Source organism: Pseudomonas sp. So3.2b (assembly GCF_019464415.1).
GTDB lineage: Bacteria > Pseudomonadota > Gammaproteobacteria > Pseudomonadales > Pseudomonadaceae > Aquipseudomonas > Aquipseudomonas shahriarae.
The window spans coordinates 6076679-6095803 of the sequence record NZ_CP080494.1; the positions used below are offsets into that span (position 1 = coordinate 6076679).

General features: G+C 61.8%; 20 protein-coding genes and 1 other RNA gene. 11 read left to right on the forward strand and 10 right to left on the reverse strand.

The window, feature by feature from the left end:
* Positions 1-2 precede the first annotated feature (2 nt).
* From K1X80_RS27550 to K1X80_RS27560, 3 genes are all read left to right on the forward strand, one after another.
* The gene (locus tag K1X80_RS27550; protein WP_057440437.1) at positions 3-449 is read left to right on the forward strand and encodes an NfeD family protein; all 447 of its coding nucleotides are present in this window, start codon (positions 3-5) and stop codon (positions 447-449) included.
* A 69-nt stretch (positions 450-518) separates the two neighbouring features.
* Positions 519-836 (forward strand): DUF2388 domain-containing protein, encoded by a 318-nt coding sequence (locus tag K1X80_RS27555; RefSeq protein ID WP_057440438.1) that lies wholly within the window; start codon positions 519-521, stop codon positions 834-836.
* A 164-nt stretch (positions 837-1000) separates the two neighbouring features.
* Positions 1001-2140 carry a DegT/DnrJ/EryC1/StrS aminotransferase family protein gene (locus K1X80_RS27560; protein ID WP_057960935.1) on the forward strand — a complete coding sequence of 380 codons (1140 nt, stop codon included), beginning with the start codon at positions 1001-1003 and terminating at the stop codon, positions 2138-2140.
* Between the two features lie 42 nt (positions 2141-2182).
* On the opposite strand, the gene gcvH is transcribed toward K1X80_RS27560, so the two are convergent.
* From gcvH to K1X80_RS27605, 9 genes are all read right to left on the reverse strand, one after another.
* A complete protein-coding gene (gene gcvH, locus K1X80_RS27565) occupies positions 2183-2566 on the reverse strand; it encodes a glycine cleavage system protein GcvH (protein ID WP_057440440.1) in 384 nt (127 codons plus the stop codon).
* A gap of 49 nt (positions 2567-2615) precedes the next feature.
* The gene (gene gcvT / locus K1X80_RS27570) at positions 2616-3698 is read right to left on the reverse strand and encodes a glycine cleavage system aminomethyltransferase GcvT (RefSeq protein ID WP_120734314.1); all 1083 of its coding nucleotides are present in this window, start codon (positions 3696-3698) and stop codon (positions 2616-2618) included.
* Between the two features lie 156 nt (positions 3699-3854).
* The gene (locus K1X80_RS27575; RefSeq protein WP_186624979.1) at positions 3855-5471 is read right to left on the reverse strand and encodes an iron ABC transporter permease; all 1617 of its coding nucleotides are present in this window, start codon (positions 5469-5471) and stop codon (positions 3855-3857) included.
* A gap of 193 nt (positions 5472-5664) precedes the next feature.
* A complete protein-coding gene (locus tag K1X80_RS27580) occupies positions 5665-6669 on the reverse strand; it encodes an extracellular solute-binding protein (RefSeq protein ID WP_057440441.1) in 1005 nt (334 codons plus the stop codon).
* A gap of 127 nt (positions 6670-6796) precedes the next feature.
* Complete coding sequence (locus K1X80_RS27585) at positions 6797-8014, reverse strand: 2-octaprenyl-3-methyl-6-methoxy-1,4-benzoquinol hydroxylase (protein ID WP_164844859.1); 1218 nt, start codon at positions 8012-8014, stop codon at positions 6797-6799.
* A gap of 9 nt (positions 8015-8023) precedes the next feature.
* A complete protein-coding gene (locus tag K1X80_RS27590) occupies positions 8024-8509 on the reverse strand; it encodes a DUF4442 domain-containing protein (protein WP_057444198.1) in 486 nt (161 codons plus the stop codon).
* On the reverse strand, positions 8502-9689 hold the full coding sequence (gene ubiH, locus K1X80_RS27595) for a 2-octaprenyl-6-methoxyphenyl hydroxylase (protein WP_057960939.1): 1188 nt from the start codon (positions 9687-9689) through the stop codon (positions 8502-8504). The genes K1X80_RS27590 and ubiH overlap by 8 nt, the downstream gene beginning before the upstream one ends.
* Positions 9686-11008, reverse strand: coding sequence for a Xaa-Pro aminopeptidase (gene pepP, locus K1X80_RS27600; RefSeq protein WP_057960940.1), 1323 nt, complete (start codon positions 11006-11008; stop codon positions 9686-9688). The genes ubiH and pepP overlap by 4 nt, the downstream gene beginning before the upstream one ends.
* A 20-nt stretch (positions 11009-11028) precedes the next feature.
* Positions 11029-11586 (reverse strand): YecA family protein, encoded by a 558-nt coding sequence (locus tag K1X80_RS27605; protein ID WP_057440443.1) that lies wholly within the window; start codon positions 11584-11586, stop codon positions 11029-11031.
* 137 nt (positions 11587-11723) lie between these two features.
* Between K1X80_RS27605 and K1X80_RS27610 the strand changes: the two genes are divergently transcribed.
* The 4 genes from K1X80_RS27610 to K1X80_RS27625 all read left to right on the forward strand — a co-directional run bounded on the left by K1X80_RS27610 (position 11724) and on the right by K1X80_RS27625 (position 13149).
* Positions 11724-11933, forward strand: a complete 210-nt coding sequence (locus K1X80_RS27610) for a TIGR02449 family protein (protein WP_057440444.1) — start codon at positions 11724-11726, stop codon at positions 11931-11933.
* Positions 11930-12247 (forward strand): cell division protein ZapA, encoded by a 318-nt coding sequence (locus K1X80_RS27615; RefSeq protein ID WP_010207385.1) that lies wholly within the window; start codon positions 11930-11932, stop codon positions 12245-12247. Before K1X80_RS27610 ends, K1X80_RS27615 begins: the two co-directional genes overlap by 4 nt.
* A 30-nt stretch (positions 12248-12277) precedes the next feature.
* A non-coding RNA gene (gene ssrS / locus K1X80_RS27620) (6S RNA) lies at positions 12278-12456 on the forward strand.
* Between the two features lie 57 nt (positions 12457-12513).
* Positions 12514-13149 carry a 5-formyltetrahydrofolate cyclo-ligase gene (locus tag K1X80_RS27625; protein ID WP_128593635.1) on the forward strand — a complete coding sequence of 212 codons (636 nt, stop codon included), beginning with the start codon at positions 12514-12516 and terminating at the stop codon, positions 13147-13149.
* A gap of 2 nt (positions 13150-13151) precedes the next feature.
* Here K1X80_RS27625 and K1X80_RS27630 read toward each other — a convergent pair whose 3' ends face one another.
* Positions 13152-13301 (reverse strand): hypothetical protein, encoded by a 150-nt coding sequence (locus K1X80_RS27630; RefSeq protein WP_143110453.1) that lies wholly within the window; start codon positions 13299-13301, stop codon positions 13152-13154.
* 195 nt (positions 13302-13496) lie between these two features.
* On the opposite strand from K1X80_RS27630, the gene K1X80_RS27635 reads away from it, so the two are divergent.
* The 4 genes from K1X80_RS27635 to K1X80_RS27650 all read left to right on the forward strand — a co-directional run bounded on the left by K1X80_RS27635 (position 13497) and on the right by K1X80_RS27650 (position 18830).
* The gene (locus K1X80_RS27635) at positions 13497-13946 is read left to right on the forward strand and encodes an EVE domain-containing protein (RefSeq protein WP_057960942.1); all 450 of its coding nucleotides are present in this window, start codon (positions 13497-13499) and stop codon (positions 13944-13946) included.
* Between the two features lie 86 nt (positions 13947-14032).
* A complete protein-coding gene (locus tag K1X80_RS27640) occupies positions 14033-14998 on the forward strand; it encodes an HlyD family secretion protein (protein WP_057440447.1) in 966 nt (321 codons plus the stop codon).
* On the forward strand, positions 14995-17712 hold the full coding sequence (gene rbbA / locus K1X80_RS27645) for a ribosome-associated ATPase/putative transporter RbbA (protein ID WP_057960943.1): 2718 nt from the start codon (positions 14995-14997) through the stop codon (positions 17710-17712). The genes K1X80_RS27640 and rbbA overlap by 4 nt, the downstream gene beginning before the upstream one ends.
* The gene (locus K1X80_RS27650; RefSeq protein ID WP_057960944.1) at positions 17712-18830 is read left to right on the forward strand and encodes an ABC transporter permease; all 1119 of its coding nucleotides are present in this window, start codon (positions 17712-17714) and stop codon (positions 18828-18830) included. Before rbbA ends, K1X80_RS27650 begins: the two co-directional genes overlap by 1 nt.
* The last annotated feature ends 295 nt before the right edge of the window (positions 18831-19125 follow it).

Genomic DNA, 19125 nt, shown 5'->3' on the forward strand with positions numbered 1-19125 from the left:
CCATGTGGGAATTCCTGCAACACCTGTCGTTCTGGGATTGGCTGGCGCTGGGCACGGTGCTGTTGATTCTTGAAGTGTTTGGTGCCGGCGGTTATCTGCTGTGGATGGGGATCGCGGCGGCGGCCGTTGGCGTACTCAAGTTCCTGATTCCGGGGCTTGGGCTGGAACTGCAACTGCTGCTGTTTGCCGTGCTGTCCATACTGACGGCGGTGTACTGGTGGAAGCGCCAGCGCAGCAGTGCCAAGGCCAGCGACCAGCCAGGGCTGAATATGCGCGGATCGGAGCTGGTTGGCCGCACCTTTGTGGTGCATCAGGCAATTATCGACGGTCGGGGCAAGATCAAGGTCGGTGACGGCGTCTGGATGGTCACCGGCCCCGATGCGCCTGTAGGGGCTCAAGTACGGGTGATTGGTCAGGACGGCGTGATTTTACGGATCGAAACTGTTTAGTCAGTCATGGAACTAGGCTGGGTTATCTACAATCAAACCGTTCAGATAACCCAGTCGGAGTCACCCATCATGCGTCTCAAATATGCTGTCGCCACCCTCGCCGTGCTCTCTCTCCCAGTTGGATCGGCCATGGCCGATAGCTTCTGGCGTAATGTCATCTCATCGGGCGCCACCACCGGCTCCACGTACCTGACCTTCAAGGACCACAAGCTGGTAGTCGCCGCCCAGGACGACGCCGGTAGCTTCGTCGCCAGCGACGGCGGCATCCGTGGCCCTTACCTGGAAGCCGCCATGCAGAAAGTGCGTGCCGACAACCCCGGCCTGAAGGCCACTGACATGGAACTGGCCAACGCCATCCTGGCGAAGAACGCCATCGCCGCCGAGTAATACACGACACGCAAAAAAGCCGCTTATGAAGCGGCTTTTTTGCGCTCGTCGTTCGACGATTCGTTCACGGACGACAGGCTATATTCAGTTGCCCCGTGCGACGATGCCGGGGTTGATATGAGCTTTTATTCTTAGTTCTTCTTAAAACGGATGCCTTCAACGTCATGAGCCAACTGCCCTTCCTGCCGTTTTCAAAACCTACCATTGATGAAGCCACCATCGCGGCGGTCGGTGATGTGTTGCGTTCCGGCTGGATCACCAGCGGGCCCAAGGTGCAGGCGTTCGAAGCGCAGCTGTCGGAATATTTTGGCGGCCGGCCGGTACGCACCTTCAACTCCGGCACCTGCACCATGGAGATTGCCTTGCGCATCGCCGGTGTCGGGCCGGGGGATGAAGTGATCACCACGCCGATTTCCTGGGTGGCAACGGCCAATGTGATTCTGGAGGTGGGCGCCACGCCGGTGTTTGCCGATATTGATCCGGTGACCCGCAATATCGACCTGGCCCGACTGGAAGCGGCTATTACGCCGCGCACCAAGGCGATCATCCCGGTGTACCTGGCCGGCCTGCCGCTGGACATGCCGATGCTTTACGCGCTGGCCAACAAGTACGGTCTGCGGATCATCGAGGATGCCGCCCAGGCGCTGGGCTCCCGTTGGGATGGCCAGCGCATTGGCGCCACCGGGGATTTTGTCTCGTTCAGTTTCCAGGCGAACAAGAACATCACCTGTTCCGAAGGCGGTTGCCTGGTATTGAACAATGCTGAGGAGGCGCGCCTGGCAGAGAAGTACCGCCTGCAAGGCGTGACCCGCAGCGGGTTTGATGGCCTGGACGTGGATGTATTGGGCGGCAAGTTCAACATGACCGATATCGCCGCCGCCATTGGCCTGGGCCAGTTTGCCCATATCGAGCAGATAACTGCCCATCGCCAAGCGCTGGCCCGGCATTATTTCGAGTGTTTTGGCAGCGACTTCGAGACAACGTACGGCGCACAATTACCGCCTGCGGACTTTGAAAACAGCAACTGGCACCTGTTCCAACTGGTACTGCCTGAGCGTGGGGATGGCCTGCCGGCCCGCGCCACGTTTATGGAGCGCATGCAGGCTCAGGGCGTGGGCATCGGCTATCACTACCCACCGATCCACTTGCTGAGTTTGTATCGGGCACAGGGATTCAGGGAAGGCATGTTCCCGGTAGCGGAAAAAGTCGGGCGTTTGATTGTGTCGTTGCCGATGTTTACAGCGATGACCAAGGCGGATGTGGAGCGTGCTGTCGCAGCGGTGAAGCAGGCGCTCAAGCCCTGACCTTTGCAGGAGCCGGCTTGCCGGCTCCTGCAGGGGGCGGTGTTATTCGCCGATGGCGGCTTTATAGCCAGCGGCATCCAGCAGCTTGTCCAGTTCGGCGGCATTGCTTGGCTTGACCTTGAAGATCCAGGCCTCGTACGGCTTGTCATTGAGCGACTCAGGGGCATCGGCCAACGCCTCGTTGACCGCAATCACTTCGCCCGACACTGGCGAATAAATATCCGAAGCAGCCTTCACCGACTCCACAACGCCTGCTGCGTCGCCTGCAGCGAACACTTTGCCCACCTCAGCCAACTCAACAAAAACCACATCACCCAATGCTTCCTGGGCGTGATCGGAGATCCCGACGGTCACACTGCCGTCAGCTTCCAGGCGTGCCCATTCGTGGCTTTCGGCAAAACGTAGTGCGGCAGGGATATCGCTCATAGTCTGTGTCCTCAAAAAGAAATGTCAGCGGCCATTGGCCCGGAAAAGATTAGATCAAGGTTTTACCATGGCGCACGAAGGTCGGTTTGACCACTCGCACCGGGTACCACTTACCGCGAATTTCTACCTCGGCACGGTCGGCGGTTGCCATCGGTACACGCGCCAGGGCAATGGATTTGCTCAGCGTAGGAGAGAAACTACCACTGGTGATCTCTCCTTCGCCAACATTGGCGATACGAACCACTTGATGAGCGCGCAAAACCCCGCGTTCTTCCAGCACCAGGCCTACCAGTTTGAGCTGCACCCCGGCCGCACGCTCGGCTTCCAGGGCGGCGCGCCCGATGAAATCGCGGCTGACGGGTTCCCAGGCGATGCTCCAGGCCATGTTGGCGGCCAACGGTGACACATTCAGGTGGATATCCTGGCCGTAGAGGTTCATGCCGGCCTCCAGGCGCAGGGTATCGCGAGCACCGAGGCCGATGGGCGAGATGCCCGCGCCTACCAGGTCGTTGAAAAACCCCGGGGCCTGATCGGCAGGCAGGACGATTTCCAGGCCATCTTCGCCGGTATAGCCCGTGCGCGCGATAAACCAGTCACCGTCGGCACGCCCCTCGAAAGGCTTGAGCTGTTGGATCAACACGCCGCGAGACTGGGTGACCAACTCGGCAATCTTGTGCCGGGCCTGGGGACCCTGGATCGCCAGCATGGCCAGGTCCGGGCGTTCGCGCATCTGCACCTGGTAGCTGCCCAACTGGCTCTGCATCCAGGCGATATCCTGGTCGCGGGTGGCCGCATTGACCACCAGCCGGTAACCCTCTTCGGTGCGGTAGACAATCATGTCGTCCACCACCCCGCCCTGCTCGTTGAGCATGGCGCTGTACAACGCATGGCCGCAGCCATGCAAACGATCGACATCATTGGCCAACAGGTACTGCAGCCATTCCCTGGCCTGCAGGCCCGAGATATCGATCACGGTCATGTGGGAAACATCAAACACCCCGCAGTCACGGCGCACCTGATGGTGCTCCTCGACTTGCGAGCCGTAGTGCAGAGGCATATCCCAACCGCCAAAATCGACCATTTTCGCGCCAAGGGCGAGATGCAGGTCATACAGAGGCGTACGCTGTCCCATGGGTTTCTCCTTCCGGGCGTGGCGAAGGTGCGGACGGTTGCTGTTCGGGCTACACACCTTGAAATACAAGGCTTGCAGCCACAATCAGCAACCCAACCCGAAAGACGGGCCGCACCGAATGCCGCGCATTGTAGCCTCAAGCCGTAGGACTGACACCTAACCGATTCGTCGCGCCGAACGTCGGATCAAGCCGATGACCGGCAACAGGCCGACCAACACCAGGGTCAGGGCGGGCAAGGAGGCGCGCGCCCACTCGCCTTCGCTGGTCATCTCAAAGATGCGTACCGCCAGCGTATCCCAGCCGAACGGGCGCATCAGCAGGGTCGCGGGCATTTCCTTGAGCACATCGACAAACACCAGCAGCGCGGCGCTCAAGGTGCCGGGCAACAACAGTGGCAGATACACTTTGCAAAACAGTCGTGGCCCACTGACCCCCAGGCTGCGCGCTGCTTCCGGCAAGGACGGGCGGATGCGCGCCAGGCTGTTTTCCAGTGGACCGTAGGCCACGGCCAGGAAGCGCACCAGATAGGCCATCAGCAGCGCCGACAGGCTGCCCAACAGCAACGGTTTGCCAGCACCGCCCAGCCAACTGGACACAGGGATCACCAACTCGCGATCCAAATAGCTGAACGCCAGCATGATCGACACCGCCAATACCGAACCCGGCAAGGCGTAGCCCAGGTTGCCCAGGCTGACCCCGGCGCGGATGGCGCGGGTTGGCGCCAGGCGGTTGGCAAACGCCAGCAGCAACGCCACGCTCACTGTGATCAACGCGGCCATGCCACCCAGGTAAAGGGTATGCATGATCAGCCCGGCGTAGCGCTCATCGAGGTCGAAACGCCCGCGCTGCCAGAACCAGGCCAGCAGCTGAAGCATCGGGATGACAAAGGCGCAGGCAAACACCAGGGCGCACCAGCCAGTGGCGGCGGCGGCCTTGAAGCCACTCAGGTGATAGAGCGCCTTGCCCCGCGGTCGCTCGTTGCTCGGGCGGCTGGCGCCACGGGCCCGGCGCTCGCCGTAGAGCACCAGCATCACCACCAACAGCAGCAGGCTCGCCAGTTGCGCGGCGCTGGACAGGCTGAAAAAGCCATACCAGGTCTTGTAGATGGCGGTGGTGAACGTGTCGAAATTGAACACCGACACCGCGCCGAAATCCGCCAGGGTTTCCATCAACGCCAGGGCCACGCCGGCGCCGATAGCCGGGCGCGCCATGGGCAGGGCCACCCGCCAGAACGCCTGCCAGGGTGATTGGCCCAACACCCGCGCCGCTTCCATCAACCCCTTGCCCTGGGCCAGAAAGGCGGTGCGCGCCAGCAGGTAGACGTAGGGATAGAACACCAGCACCAGCACGATGATCACGCCACTGGTGGAGCGCACGCGCGGCAGGCGCAGGCCCGTGCCGAACCACTCGCGCAGCAGGGTTTGTACCGGCCCGGAGAAGTCCAGCAGGCCGACGAAGACAAACGCCAGGACATAGGCCGGGATGGCAAACGGCAGCATCAACGCCCAGTCCAGCCAACGCCGGCCGGGGAACTCACAGAGGCTGGTCAGCCACGCCAGGCTCACGCCCAGCACCGTTACACCGACCCCGACGCCCAGCACCAGGGTCAAGGTGTTGCCCAGCAGACGCGGCATCTGGGTGTCCCACAGGTGCGACCAGATTTGCGTGTCGATGCTTTGCCAGGACAGCAACAACACGCTCAACGGCAGCAGCACCAGGGCGGCGACAGTGAAGACTGGCAGGTACCAGCGGCGTTGGGCGGGGTGGGCCAAAAGGAATTCTCAAGCAGTGGATGATGTGGAAACCTGCACAAAGCACTGTGGGAGCGGGCTTGTGTGGGAGCTGGTTTGCCTGCGATGCAGACACCTCGGTTTATCAGCGATACCGGGGTGATGCTATCGCAGGCAAGCCAGCTCCCACACAAGCCGCTCCCACACTAGAACTGCGGCGTCCTACAAATTGTACTCAGTTCCAGCCCGCACGATCCATCAGGCGAATCGCCTCGGCCTGGCGCTTGCCCGCCACTTCCACCGGCAGGGTGTCAGCCTTGAACTTGCCCCAGCTCGCCACTTCAGCCGAGGGTTCTACCGCCGGGTTGGCCGGGAACTCCTGGTTGACGTCGGCAAAGATCTTCTGCGCCTCAGGCGTAGTCATCCACTCCACCAGAGCCTTGGCGGCTTCCGGGTGCGGGGCGTACTTGGTCAGGCCAATGCCCGACAGGTTGACGTGCACGCCACGATCGCCCTGGTTCGGCCAGAACAATTTGACTGCCAGCTTCGGGTCCTGCTTGTGCAGGCGGCCGTAGTAGTAAGTGTTAACGATCCCCACGTCGCACTGCCCGGCGTTGATTGCCTGCAATACCGCGACGTCATCGGAGAAGACATCGGTGGACAGGTTATTGACCCAGCCCTTAATGAGTTCTTCGGTCTTTTCTGCGCCATGGGTCTCGATCAGGGTGGCGGTCAGCGACTGGTTGTAGACCTTTTTAGCGGTGCGCAGGCACAGGCGGCCTTCCCATTGCTTGTCAGCCAGGGCTTCGTAGGTGGTCAGCTCTGCCGGTTTCACGCGGTCGGTGGAGTACGCGATGGTCCGCGCCCGCAGGCTCAAGCCGGTCCAGGCGTGGCTGGAAGCGCGATATTGCGCAGGGATGTTGGCGTCGATCACCTTGGAGGTGAACGGCTGCAGGATGCCCATCTGCTCGGCTTGCCAGAGGTTGCCAGCATCGACGGTCAGCAGCAGGTCGGCGGTGGCGTTCTGGCCTTCGGCCTTGATGCGCTGCATCAGCGGCGCTTCCTTGTCGGTGATGAACTTCACCTGCACCCCGGTTTTCTTGGTGTAGGCGTCGAACACCGGCTTGATCAACTCGTCGATACGAGAGGAGTAGACCACCACTTCGTCAGCCGCCTGGGCGGTGGTGCTGGCGATAAGGGTGAGTGCCAGGGCAGTCAGGAGGCGCTTGGGTGCCAACATAGGTGCGGTCTCTCGTAGGAAAAGTGAGCGCAAATGATAAGGACTCACATTTAGCATCTCAACCGAACACTGGCCGGAGGAGTTACGAGATGTTGCACGAATGCCATTTAAGGTGCGACAGAAGGCCTCAGGCCTTGGCCAGATCCGGCAGGTCTCCGGTCAAGCCCAATGCCTGGCGCACAAACAGCGCCTTGGCCTCGGGCATCTGGTCGACCATCTTCAGCCCCGCATTGCGCAACCAGCGCAATGGCAACTGGTCAGCCTGGAACAACCGTTCAAAGCCCTCCATCGCCGCCATCAGCGCCAGGTTGTGCGGCATGCGTCGACGCTCGTAGCGACTGAGCACCTTCACATCCGCCAAGTGCTCACCGCGCTCGCACGCCTTTAGCAGCACCTCGGCCAACACGGCGGCATCGAGGAACCCCAGATTCACCCCCTGCCCCGCCAATGGGTGGATAACGTGGGCAGCATCACCAATCAGCGCCAGGCCTTCGGCGACGTAGCGCTTGGCGTGGCGCTGGCGCAGCGGTACGCACAGACGCGGGTCGGCGCTGACCACGCTGCCGAGGCGCCCTTCAAAAGCGCGCTCCAGTTCGCGGCAGAAGCTGTCGTCGTCCAGGGCCATCAGGCGTTCGGACTCACTTGGCGTGGTCGACCAGACGATCGAGCACCAATCTTCCTGGCCATCTCGTACCAGCGGCAGGAACGCCAGCGGACCATGGTCGGTGAAGCGCTGCCAGGCGGTACGCTGGTGCGGCTGGCTGCTGCGTACGCTGGTGACGATGGCGTGGTGCAGGTAATCCCATTCGCGGGTGGCGGTGCCGGTCAGGCGACGCACAGCCGAGTTGGCGCCGTCGGCGGCGATCACCAGCGGCGCGCGCAAAGTGCGGCCATCGGCCAGGGTCAGCAGCCAGTCATCGCCGGAGCGGCGCATCTGCTCCAGGCGTGCATTGGCCAGCAGGCCCAGGTCGCAGTCGTGCAGGCGCTCAAGCAGGGCGTCCTGGACCACGCGGTTTTCGACGATATGCCCCAGCACCTCGGCATGCACACTGGCCGCCGAAAAGTGGATCTGCCCGGTGCCGCTGCCATCCCACACCTGCATCTCGCCGTAGGGGCTGGCGCGGCGGCTGGCGATGCCATCCCACACACCCAGGCGGTCGAGGATGCGCTGGCTGGCGGCCGACAAGGCGCTCACCCGCGGTTCAAACGGCGCATCGGCGTCGAATGGCTTGACGCTCATTGGGCTGCCGTCGAGCAGCAGCACCTGCAGGCCACTGCCCTGCAACGCCAGCGCCAGGGCGCTTCCGACCATTCCGGCCCCGACAATCAGCACATCTGCGCGCATGTCCATGCTTTATGCCTGTCTCGCTGGCGGCTTGCGCCGCACGTAAAGGGTTTTGTCGACTCGCGCCACCAGGGTGCCGGAGCCGTCGTGAATCTGCACCTTGAGGTGCGGCAAGTATTTCTCGCCGCCCTCGGTCTGCCGTCGCACCTCATCGAGCAAGGCCTGGTCGATGGAGAATTCGGCAAACACCGGGCCTTTGCCCGGCGAGATGAAATCAATGGTCGCGGCCTTGTCCCAGACGATGTAGTCGCGCCCCAGGTTCTCCATCAGCATCAGCATGTAGAACGGGTCGACCATCGAGTACAGGCTGCCGCCAAATTGCGTACCGACGTAATTGCGGTTGTACCAGCCCAGGCCCATGCGCACCTTCACCTGACGAAAATCAGCGCTCATGTGCTGCACACGGACGCCTGCGCCCAGATACGGCGGATACAGGGTCATGATCCAGCGCAACAACCGCGCCTTGCCCAGGCGCTCCGTCAGCCACTTACGCATCGGGACGCGTGCCCAGGCCCATGGCCTGCCGGGCGAACCAGCGCTTGGCCGGCGGCAACAGGTCCAGGCCCAGCAGGCCGAGGTTGCGGCCCATGGCGACCAGCGGCTGGCCGCTGCCAAACAGGCGGGTGACCTGGTCGGAAAAGCCCACGGTCAACTGCTGGTCCAGGCGCTGGCGTTCGCGGTAGGCCTGCAAGGTCGCCAGGTCACCCGGCACTTGCGGCCCGGCCAACAGGGCCTCGGCCAGCGCATAGGCATCGCGCAGCGACAGATTGAAACCCTGGCCTGCAATCGGGTGCAAGCTGTGGGCCGCGTTGCCGAGGATCACCAGGTGCGAGCGCACTTGCTCCTCGGCCTCCACCAGGGTCAGCGGATACAAGTGGCGCGCGCCAACCTGTTTCAAGGTGCCCAGGCGATAACCAAACACGCCCTGCAACTCGCTGAGAAAACTGCGTTCATCCAGTTGCGCCAAGCGCTGGGCGTCCATGCCGACGCGGGTCCAGACCAGTGCGCAACGGTTGTCTGCCAGCGGCAGCAAGGCCATCGGGCCTTCGTCGGTGAAACGCTCGAAAGCCTCGCCGTTATGGGCTTCGCTGGGGGTGATGTTGGCGATCAGGGCGCTCTGGTTGTAAGGCCGTTGCTTGACGCCAATGCCCAACTGCTCGCGCAGGCCGGAGCGGCCACCATCGGCCAGTACCGCGAGATCGCACTCGATGACAGTTTCATCGTTGAGGGTCAGGCGGTAGCCGTCGGCCAGCGGTTCCATGCGGCTGACTTCTGCAGGGCAACGCCAACTGATCACGTCCTTGTCCAGGCCTTGCCACAGGCACTGCCCGAGCCAGGCGTTTTCCACCACATAGCCCAGGGCCGGTACGCCCTCTTCGAGCGCCGACAAGCGCGCGGTAGAGAAGCGCCCACGGTCGGAAACATGGATCTGCTTGATCGGCTCGGCGCGCCGGGAAATGTCTTGCCACACACCCAGGCGCTGGTAGATCTGTCGCGCGCCAAAGGACAGTGCCGAGGAACGTGCGTCGTAGCTCGGCTGGTAGCTGTCGCCGGGGGCAAAGGGTTCGATCAGCACGATCTTCCAACCGCGAGCCTTGGCCCCGGCCTGCAACGCCAGCGCCAAGCTGGCGCCCACCAGGCCGCCACCGATAATCGCCAGGTTGACCCGGCTCATCGGGCGGCCGCCATCAGTGCTTCAATCTCGGCCACGGTCTTGGGCACGCCACCGGTCAGAATTTCACAGCCTTGCTTGGTCACCACCACGTCATCCTCGATGCGCACGCCTATGCCACGCCATTTCTTTGCCACATTCTGGTTATCCGGGGCAATGTAGATGCCCGGCTCCACGGTCAGGGCCATGCCCACTTCCAGCACCCGCCACTCGCCGCCGACCTTGTACTCGCCCACATCATGCACATCCATGCCCAGCCAGTGCCCGGCGCGGTGCATATAGAACGCCTTGTAGGCTTCGCTGGCGATCAACTCGTCCACCTCACCTTGCAACAAGCCCAGCTTCACCAGCCCGGCGGTGATGACGTGCACCGTCGCCTCATGGGCCTGGTTCCAGTGTTTGTTCGGCGCGATCTGCGCAAAGGCGGCTTCCTGGGAGGCCAGCACCACTTCGTAGATCGCCTTCTGCTCGGCGGAAAACTTGCCGTTGACCGGCCAGGTACGGGTGATATCGCTGGCATAGCAGTCGATTTCACAACCGGCGTCGATCAGCACCAGGTCACCGTCCTTGAGCACCGCATCATTCTGCTGGTAGTGCAGGATGCAGCTGTTGCGCCCCGAAGCGACGATGGAGCCATAGGCCGGCATCTTCGCCCCGCCCCGGCGGAACTCGTAGTCCAGCTCGGCTTCCAGGCTGAATTCATGCAACCCCGGGCGGCTGGCCTGCATTGCCCGGATATGGGCCGCGCAGGAAATCCGTGCGGCTTCGCGCATGACCTTCACTTCTGCGGCGGATTTATACAGGCGCATGTCGTGCAGCAGATGATCCAGGGCAACGAATTCGTTCGGCGGCTGCGCACCGAGGTGCGCCTTGGAGCGGATCACGTTGATCCACTCCATCAGGTGCCGGTCGAACTCGGCATTGCTGCCCATGGCCGAATACACCCGGTCGCGACCTTCGATCAGGCCGGGCAGGATGTCGTCGATATCGGTGATCGGGAAGGCATCGTCGGCGCCGTATTCGCGAATCGCGCCTTCGGTACCGGCGCGCAGGCCGTCCCACAATTCGCGCTCGGCATTGCGTTCACGGCAGAACAGCACGTACTCGCCGTGAATGCGCCCAGGCATCAACACAATCACTGCCTGGGGCTCGGGGAAGCCGCTCAGGTACTGGAAGTCGCTGTCCTGGCGGTAGACGTGTTCGACATCGCGGTTGCGGATCGCCACGGCGGCGGCCGGCAGGATCGCGATGCTGTTGGGTTCCATCTGCGCCATGAGCGCCTTGCGGCGGCGGGTGTATTCCGCTTTGGGGATATGGATCATGGGCAGGTGGGTTCCCTCTCTTAGTGCAGCGACGGCTTGACTGCTGCGGGTTCAGCAGACTTTTTGGTCTCGGTGAACAGCAGCAGCGGCGCGACGCGCAGGTATTCCATGACTTCCATATAGTCGCCTTCGCCGTCTTCGGACTCTTCCAGGGCGTCTTGCACCTGGGAGATGGCTGCCAGGTCCTGCAACACTTCCTTGGCGTCGGTGCTCAACTCCAGGCCGCCGGCGTTCACGCCAAAGCCATGGAGGAAGCCCTGGCACCATTGACCCAGTGCAGCAGCACGCTCGGTGAGCGGCGCATCATCGGTTGGCAGCAGCAGGACTACGGTGACGTCATCACCGGTCAGCTCGCCTTTAACCATTTCTTGCAAGCCGATCAACGCGTTGCGCACGTTTTCGGTAGGCTCGGTTTCCAGCAGCTCGGCGACGTCGGCCAGCCAGTTGTCGGCGTCAAAGCCGACACCGGTGCAGCTACGGCCCAGCAGCACGCCATGCAGTTCGGCAGGCGAGCAAGGGTGACCGCTGGAGCTCAGCAGTTTGGAAAAAGCGTCGTACGGGGAATTCTGAATAGGCATGATGAGCTAGGCGCCAGGCGGCGCGATGTCTAGAATGAAGCGCTGTATCCTAGCACCGGCAGACGCACCCGACTATCAAGGGCGTCAGATCGTTTATCCTGCAGTTGCCATTCATCAGACAAATCCAGTGGAACCCTATGGAAGACGCCGACTTGCAAGCGCTGATGGCCAGACTCGAATTGCTAATTACCCGGGTCGAGCAACTAAAGAGTCAAAACGGACTCCTATTAGCTCAGGAAAAGACCTGGCGCGAGGAACGCGCTCACCTCATTGAAAAAAACGAAATCGCCCGGCGTAAGGTCGAGTCGATGATTTCGCGCCTGAAGGCCCTGGAGCAAGACTCATGAGTTCAAGCAATAGCGTCACCGTGCAGATTCTCGACAAAGAGTATTCGATCATCTGCCCCCAGGAAGAGCGCAGCAACCTGGTGAGCGCTGCCCGCTACCTGGATGGCAAGATGCGTGAAATCCGCAGCAGCGGCAAAGTCATCGGTGCCGACCGTATCGCCGTGATGGCCGCCCTGAACATTACCCACGATTTGCTGCATAAGCAGGAGCGCCCTGACGTACAGGCCAGCGGCTCGACACGCGAGCAGGTGCGTGACCTGCTGGAACGTGTGGATCTGGTGCTTTCCAGCGATTCAGACGCACCCAAGGGCTGATTGCCGAGTCTGTTTGGGGTATACTCGCCCCACTCCCTGGCGTGCTTGCCAGTCGGCGATGTCCCGGAGCCGATTCGCACTACCCTGGAAGTTGCACGTTGGGCTGGTGTGCATGTCCGCTAGACGGAAAGCCTTAAAGCCTACTGCTTCTTCCACCTTGAACTTTCGGGTTCAAGGGCTTAGTCGACAGCGGTTCTGTCGGGGAGCCTGAATTCCCAAACTCAATGCCAGTCCCCGGACTGGCATTGTTTTATGAGCCGAACACCATGACCGAACCTGCGCCGCTTTCCCGTCCGCAACTTCGACGCATGTTGCGCAATGCCCGCCGCGCCCTGACGCCGGGCGAGCAGCGCCAGGCAGCTCTTGGCCTGTATCGGCAACTGGCACAGCACCCGCTGTTTCGCCGGGCCAAACATATTGCTTTATACCTACCAACGGATGGCGAAATCGATCCGCGCTTGCTGCTGCGCGCTGCCCAGCGCCGGGGCAAGGCCACCTACCTGCCGGTGCTCAGCGCCTGGCCACGGACCAAGATGGTGTTCCAACGGGTACGTCCCCGGGAAAAACTTGCGCCCAATCGCTTCGGCATTCTTGAGCCACGGGTCAATATCGGGCGCCAGCGCAAGGTCTGGGCACTGGACCTGGTGCTGCTGCCATTGGTGGGTTTCGATGATGCGGGCGGGCGGCTGGGCATGGGCGGCGGCTTTTACGATCGCAGCCTGGCGTACCTGGCGCGCCGCTCGTCGTGGCGCAAGCCGACGCTGCTGGGCCTGGCCCATGAATGTCAGAAAGTCGAACGACTGGCACAGGCCAGCTGGGACGTGCCGTTGAATGGCACCGTTACCGATAAGAAGTGGTATATCGCAGAGGGGACGCCGCTGGAATCAACGGCGCCGAAATAGCATCAACGCTTGAAGGTTTGTGGCTGCTGCTGTGCAAATTCAACCGGGGCTTCGGTCTTGTTCGACCACAGGCTTTGCGCATACCCGGTGGTCACGACGCCCAGACCGAACAAAATAACCAAAATCCATAGTAAATCCGGTTTGCGTTTCATCGATTGCCCCCCTTCAGGCCTATCACACACGATGACAGCAACGTTCCAAAGTAGTCCGTTCCAGCTGCGTCAAGCTTAAAATCCCGGCATTCTGCGGTAACGTGAACCAACACGCAAACCTTGACGTCAACCGACCGTCGGTTTGTCATGAAATTGACAGACAACCTGCCCAATCCCCTGCAAAGGAGCAAAACCATGGCCTATTGGCTGATGAAGTCCGAGCCCGATGAGCTGTCCATCAAGGGCCTGGAGAAACTCGGCGAGGCGCGCTGGGATGGCGTGCGCAATTACCAGGCACGCAACTTCCTGCGGGCCATGGCCGTGGGTGACGCGTTCTTCTTTTACCACTCCAGTTGCCCCGAACCGGGGATTGCTGGTGTAGGGAAAATCATTGAGGCGGCTTATCCGGACCCGACAGCGCTGGAAGCTGACAGCCATTACTTCGATGCCAAGGCCACCCCGGAAAAAAATCCATGGAGCGCCATTACAGTGGCGCATGTCGAGACCTTCCCCAACGTTCTCGGGCTGGGCTACCTCAAGCAACAGACGGCCCTGGCCGAACTGCCGCTGGTGCAAAAAGGCAGTCGTTTGTCGGTGATGCCGGTGACGGCCCAGCAATGGGCGGCGGTAATGGCCTTGCGTTAACGCCTAACGGTATTCATTTGACCGGTATCAACGGCTATCGGTTACGATCCCGGCAAACTAGGACGCTAACACCGCAGGATGCACCCATGTCGACGTCACATCGCAGTTCGCACTTCTTTGCCTTTCTCCTGATTCTATTGCTGGTGGCCGCCGGTGGCTTCGGCTACTGGAAGTCCACCCTGGACCGCCTGCCGGAAGGTTTGAACATGGGCAATGGCCGGCTGGAATCCACCGAAGTGCAGATCGCCACCAAGATCCCCGGCCGCCTGGCTGAAGTGCGGGTCGATGAAGGCGACAAAGTGCTCAAGGGCCAACTGCTGGCGCGTATCGACACCCGCACCCTCGAAGCCCAGCGTTCCCAGGCCGAGGCCGAAGTGCTGCGCGCCAAGGAGAACTTCGCCGCCGCCGAAGCCAACGTGCAATTGCGCCAGAGCGAAAACCTGCTGGCCAGCCAGGAACTCAAGCGCACCCAGGAGCTGTACCGCCGCGGCTTCGCCAGCGCACAGCTGATCGACCAGCAACAGGCACGGCAGAACACCGGCAATGCGGCGGTGACGGCAGCCCAGGCCCAGGTCAATGCGGTCAAGGCCGCCATCGGTGCGGCCCAGGCCCAGGTGGCACAACTGACCAGCGAGATCGAAGACAGCAGCCTGCGCGCGCCCATCGACGGCATCATCCAGTTGCGCCTGGCCGAACCTGGCGAAGTGCTCGGTGCCGGCGGGCGCGTGTTGCTGCTGATAGATCCGAATGACCAGTATATGAACCTCTACCTGCCCGCCTCCGTCACCGGTCGCCTGACCGTGGGCAGTGAAGCGCGGATCGTGCTCGATGCCCTGCCGGATCAACCCCTGCCGGCGAAAATCAGCTTTGTCGCCGCCAAGTCGCAGTTCACCCCCAAAGAAGTGGAAACCCGCGACGAGCGCCAGAAACTGGTGTTCCGCGTCAAACTGCGCCTGACTCAACCGAGCGCCGTGCCCCAGGCCAAGCCCGGCATGCCCGGCGCCGGCTATGTGCGCACCGCTGACCTGGACTGGCCGGCCAACCTGCAATGACCGGGCTGGCGCTGCAGGCCACGGGCATCAACCACCGCTACGGCAAGCAACAGGCGCTGATCGACATCGCCTTCAGCCTGCCGGCCGGTACCCGCTGCGGGTTGATCGGCCCGGATGGCGCGGGCAAGTCGAGCCTGTTGGGCTTGATCGCCGGGGTGAAAAAACTGCAGGACGGTGACTTGCAGGTGCTGGGCGGCTCCATCGAAGACCGCCGCCACCGCAACAGCCTGTACCCGTTGATCGCGTTTATGCCCCAGGGCCTGGGCGGCAACCTCTACCCCGAACTGTCCATCAGCGAGAACATCCGTTTTTTCGCCACCCTGTTTGGCCTGTCCAAAGCCGATTGCGAGCAGCGCATGCACAACCTGCTGCTGGCCACCGACCTGGCACGCTTCGCCGACAGGCCGGCGGGCAAACTGTCGGGCGGGATGAAGCAAAAACTGGGGCTGTGCTGCGCGCTGATCCACGACCCGGACTTGCTGATCCTCGATGAACCCACCACCGGCGTCGACCCTTTGTCACGCCGGCGCTTCTGGGAGCTGGTAGAAACCGTACGCAGCGAACGCCCGCAACTGACGCTGCTGGTGGCCACGGCCTACATGGAAGAAGCCGAGCAGTTCGAGCACTGCCTGATGCTCGACCGCGGCAAGCTGATCGCCGATGGCCTGAGCCGCGAACTGGCGGCGGTCACGCCCAGCGGCAAGCTGGATGAGGCCTTCACCCATTTCCAGGGTGACAGCGCGCACAACAACCAGCCGCTGGTGATCCCTCCTCGGGCAAACGACAACACCGACATCGCCATCGAAGCCCACGACCTGACCCTGCGCTTTGGCGACTTTACGGCAGTCAACAAGGTCAGCTTCGCTATTGGCCGTGGCGAGATCTTCGGCTTTCTCGGCTCCAACGGCTGCGGCAAGACCACCACCATGAAAGTCCTCACCGGGCTGATGCCGGCCAGTGAAGGCAGCGCCACACTGCTGGGCAACCCGGTAAATGCCAAGGACCTGGCAACCCGCAAGCGCGTGGGCTTTATGTCCCAGAGCTTCTCGCTGTACGGTGAGCTCAGCGTGCGCCAGAACCTGGTGCTGCACGCACAGTTGTTCGACCTGCCCAAGGCCGACAGCGGCCCGCGCATCGAAGAATTGATCCAGCGTTTTGACCTGGGCAGTGTCGCCGAACAACCCTCCGGCGAGCTGCCCCTGGGTTTGCGCCAGCGCCTGTCCCTGGCCGTGGCGGTGTTGCATTGCCCGGAAGTGCTGATCCTCGACGAACCCACGTCCGGTGTGGACCCCGCCGCGCGCGACGATTTCTGGCGTTTGCTGGTGGAGTTGTCCCGCGAGCAAGGGGTGACGATTTTTCTCTCCACCCACTTTATGAACGAAGCCCAGCGCTGCGACCGCATCTCGTTGATGCACGCCGGCAAGGTGCTGGCCTGCGACACCCCGGACGCCCTGCAGCAACACTTCCACGGCGAGACCCTGGAAGCCGCATTTGTCACCTGTCTGGAACAAGCCCAGGAAGCCCCAGAAGCCGCCGCGCCCAGCGCAACCGTCAGCACACCGACCACGCCGCCAGTCAGCAAGCGCGGCTTCAGCCTGGTCCGCCTGCTGGCAGTGGCCAGTCGCGAAGGCAAGGAATTGTTGCGCGACAAAGTGCGCATGGCCTTTGCCCTGCTCGGGGCGATTTTCATGATGGTGATCTTCGGCTACGGCATTTCCCTGGACGTGGAGAAGCTCGCCTTCGCCGTGTATGACCAGGACCAGACGCCACAAAGCCGCTCCTATCTGGAGGCCTTTCGCAGTTCGCGCTACTTCGCCGAACAGCCGCCGATCAGCGATTCGGCCGAGCTGCACCGGCGCCTGCAACGCTCGGAAATCAAACTCGCCTTGGAGATTCCTCCCGGATTTGGCCGCGACCTGTACGCCGGGCGCCAACCGGCAGTGGCCGCCTGGCTGGATGGCGGCATGCCGTTTCGCGCCGAGACCAGCCGCAACTATGTCGAAGCGGTACACCAGGCCAATCTGCAGCAGTTGGCGGAACTCAACAGCTCCCCGCGAGCCCAGCCCGCCGCCGCCAGACTGGAGACGCGCTTTCGCTATAACCAGGACGTGGTCAGCGTAAATGCCATCGGCCCCGGCGTGATGGCACTGATCCTGGCGTTTATCCCGGCCATGCTCACCGCCCTGGGCATCGTGCGCGAGAAGGAGCTGGGGTCGATCACTAACTTCTACGCCACACCGCTGACCCGCCTGGAGTTTCTCCTCGGCAAGCAGGCGCCGTATCTGGTTATCAGCCTGATCAACCTGGCGCTGCTGGTGGCGATGAACCGCTGGCTGTTCGGCGTGCCGTTCAAGGGCAGTGGCGTGACCCTGGCGTTTGGCGGCCTGCTGTATGTGCTGGCCACCACCAGCATGGGCCTGCTGATTTCTGCGTTCACCCGCACCCAGATCGCAGCGATTCTCGGCACCATGATCATCACCAGCCTACCGACCATCCAGTTCTCCGGGCTGATCGTGCCGCGCTCGTCCCTGGAAGGGGCGGCCGCGCTGATGGGCATGCTGTTTCCCGCCGGCTACTTCCTGGATGTCGCCGTCGGCACCTTTACCAAAGCCCTGGACCTGCGCCAGCTGTGGCCACAGTGCCTGGCGCTGTTCGGGTTTTTCCTGGGGTTCACCGGGCTGAGCCTGGTGATGCTCAAGAAGCAGGAGGCCTGATGCATAAGTTCGCCCATATCCTGCGCCTGGGAATCAAAGAGCTCACCAGCTTGCGCCACGACAGCGTGTTGCTGCTGTTTCTGTTCTACGCCTTCACCGTCGCCATTTATATGCCAGCGGCCGGTTCAGTGATTGGCGTGCATAACGCCAGCGTGGCCTTTGTCGATGAAGACCATGGCCAATTGTCACGCCAACTGGCCGAAGCCCTGCAACCACCAGAATTCCAGCCCGCCGTGCCACTGGCCTACGACCAGTTGGATAAGGTCATGGACAGCGGCCAGTACACTTTCGTGATCAACGTGCCGGCCAATTTCCAGGCCGACCTCCTGGCCGGCCGCCAGCCGAGCGTTCAGGTCAATGTGGATGCCACGGCGATGAGCCAGGCCTTTATGGGCGCGGGCTATATCGGGCGGATCTTCCAGCGTGAATTGCTGACCTACAGCGGCCAGGCGGACACCAGCCAGCGCGCACCGGCGACCCTCACCACCCGGGCATTGTTCAACACCAACCTGGAAGGCGGCTGGTTCCTGGCGGTGATCCAGATCGTCAACAACATCACCATCCTCGCCATCGTCCTGACCGGCACCGCGCTACTGCGCGAACGCGAACATGGCACCCTCGACCATTTGCTGGTGCTGCCGCTGACCGCCCTGGAAATCATGCTGGCAAAAATCTGGAGCAACATGCTGGTGGTGGTGCTGTGTACCTGGCTGTCACTGGAAGTGGTGGTCAAGGGCATGCTCGGCGTGCCGCTGGCCGGCTCATTGAGTCTGTTCCTGCTGGTAACCGCGCTGTATCTGTTTGCCAGCACTGCCCTGGGCATCTTCCTCGCTACCCTCGCCCGCTCGACGCCGCAGTTTGGCTTGCTGGCGATCCCGGTGATTATTCCGATGCTGCTGTTGTCAGGCGGCAGTACGCCGCTGGACAGCATGCCCGAATGGTTGCAATGGGTGATGCAGGGCTCGCCATCCACACATTTTGTGAGTTTGAGTGCGGCGATTCTGTTTCGCGATGCGGGGGTGAGCGTGGTGTGGCCGGATTTGCTAGCGCTGGCGGGGATTGGCTTGTTGTTTTTTGCGGTGGCGTTGGCGCGGTTCAGGAAGAGTCTGGCCTCTTAAACTTTCACTTATAAAAATCACTGAGCTTATTAAAAAACAAAATGAAAAACTGTCAATTCTGACAGTAGCCGGCGTTTATCTCTCGTTATTAACTATAACAATCGACCGCAAATTCATTGCATCGAGACTCTCGGGAGAGCAAAAAATGAGCGACATATCAGACTCGGACAAGAAGGGCTCCAGCGACGAAGCCCCCTCAGAAACAATAGAGATTAAGGTCGACCGAAATAACCCAACCAGCGTAACAACAGTGAGAGGGGAATATTCATTACATGGATACAAAGGAGCCATCGAG